Source organism: Streptosporangium nanhuense, from assembly GCF_059358815.1.
This window is the reverse complement of the sequence record NZ_JCADBG010000121.1, coordinates 1-792: the sequence shown is the minus strand read 5'-3', so window position 1 is coordinate 792 and position 792 is coordinate 1. Positions and strand designations below refer to the sequence as shown.

The 792-nt window shown below is 71.1% G+C and carries 1 protein-coding gene; it reads right to left on the bottom strand.

Annotated features, from left to right (window positions below):
* On the bottom strand, positions 1-792 hold a 792-nt coding region (locus AC5L38_RS44280; RefSeq protein ID WP_495248834.1), incomplete at both ends, for a beta-ketoacyl reductase.

Here is a 792-nt window from a genome sequence, read left to right as displayed (position 1 = left end):
CCAGGCCGCATCCACCTTGGGGCGCAGCACGGTGTCCAGCCGCTCGGACGTCAGTGACGGGATCGTGCCGTCATCCAACACCCCCGCGGTGTGGATCACCGCGGTCAGCGGATGCTCGGGAGCAACCCCGGCCAGCAGCGCCGCCACCTGGTCGCGGTCGGCCACATCACAGGCGGCGATCTCCACCTCGACGCCGTGCGCGATCAGCTCCGCCTGCAACTCCACCGCCCCCGGAGCCTCCAACCCCCGGCGACCGGCCAGCAACAGATGCCGCACACCCCGCTCGGCCACCACATGCCGCGCGAACACCGCCCCCAACCCACCGGTCCCACCAGTGATCAACACCGTCCCCTCAGGATTCCAGACACGATGGTCAGAGCCGGACACCACCCGCGCCAGACGCGGCACCCACACCTCACCCCCGCGCACCGCCACCTGCGGCTCACCCGAGATCAGCACCTCGGCCAGCGATGGTAGAGAAGCCCCCTCCTCCAGATCGACCAGTACGAACCGGCCTGGATTCTCCGCCTGCGCCGACCGCACCAACCCCCACACCGCCGCAGCCCCCAGATCGGTGACCGCCTCGCCGTCACCGGCCGCGACCGCGCCCCGCGTCACCACCACCAGACGTGAACCGGTGAACCGCTCATCGGCCAGCCACGCCTGAACCACATCCAGAACGCGAGCGGTCAAGGTGTGCGCCGACCCCACCACGTCACCGGCCGACTCCACCGTGACGGTCACCGCCTGCGGCACCACCCCCAACGCCGCCAGCCCCGCCTCCGGATCCGA